Annotated in this window: 1 pseudogene; it reads left to right on the top strand. The window is 30.1% G+C overall.

From position 1 onward, the window contains the following. A pseudogene (locus tag MBCUT_RS01150) lies at window positions 1-914 on the top strand (hypothetical protein); the annotation flags it as partial.

Genomic DNA, 914 nt, shown 5'->3' with positions numbered 1-914 from the left:
GCTGGTGTAATTTTTATTGAAAATACATATATTGGTACTAGTAATGTTAATATAACAGATTCTATTTTCGATAATAACAATGCAGCATCCTCTGGAGGAGTAATCACTTTATGGGGGTCTAATAGTGTTGTTAATTTAAACATTATGAATTCTAATTTCACTAATAATTCTGGAAGCAATGGTGGCGTGTTTTTTAGTTCTTCTAATAATGTTGTTAGTTTAAATATAATAGGTTCTACCTTTATTAATAATACAGCAACTACTAATGGAGGAACAATTTATTTAACTAGTAGTAATAATATGTCATATTTTAATATAAGTAATTCCACTTTCACAGGTAGTAACGTAGGATGGAGAGGAGGAGTAGCTTATACAGGAGGCATTGCAAAAATTAATATAAATAACTCTACTTTCAACAACAACAACGCAAGTAATGGTGGTGGAGCAATATATGCATTTAATCATAATATTAATATTACTAATTCCACTTTTGTAAAAAACACTGCAGCTAATGGTGGAGGAATTCATGTAACTAGTGACGCTAATAGTATTGTTAGTGTTGATATTCTTAATTCCACTTTTGAAAACAACACCGCAACTAATGCTGGTGGAGCAATCTATACCATTAATGGTACTAATGGTACTGTTAATGCTGATATTGTTGGTAATATTTTTGTAGGTAATTCTAATAATAATGGTGTTATTCGTGTTAATTATCCTGGTGTTAGGGTGAATTATAATGCATTCTTTAATCAGACTACTCCTATTACTTCTACTAATGTGAATAATAATGTGAATGCTGATTATAACTACTATGGCTACAACGGCATACCAACTATGAGTAATATAGTTGTGAATAATTATTATGTGCTCGGTATTACTAATATGAGTGATCTTAGTGCTAATTATAGTGT

Origin of the sequence: Methanobrevibacter cuticularis, from assembly GCF_001639285.1 — an archaeon.
In the GTDB taxonomy this organism is placed as follows: Archaea; Methanobacteriota; Methanobacteria; order Methanobacteriales; family Methanobacteriaceae; genus Methanobaculum; species Methanobaculum cuticulare.
Note: the sequence above shows the minus strand (reverse complement) of the source record. Positions and strands in the feature narration are given on the sequence as shown.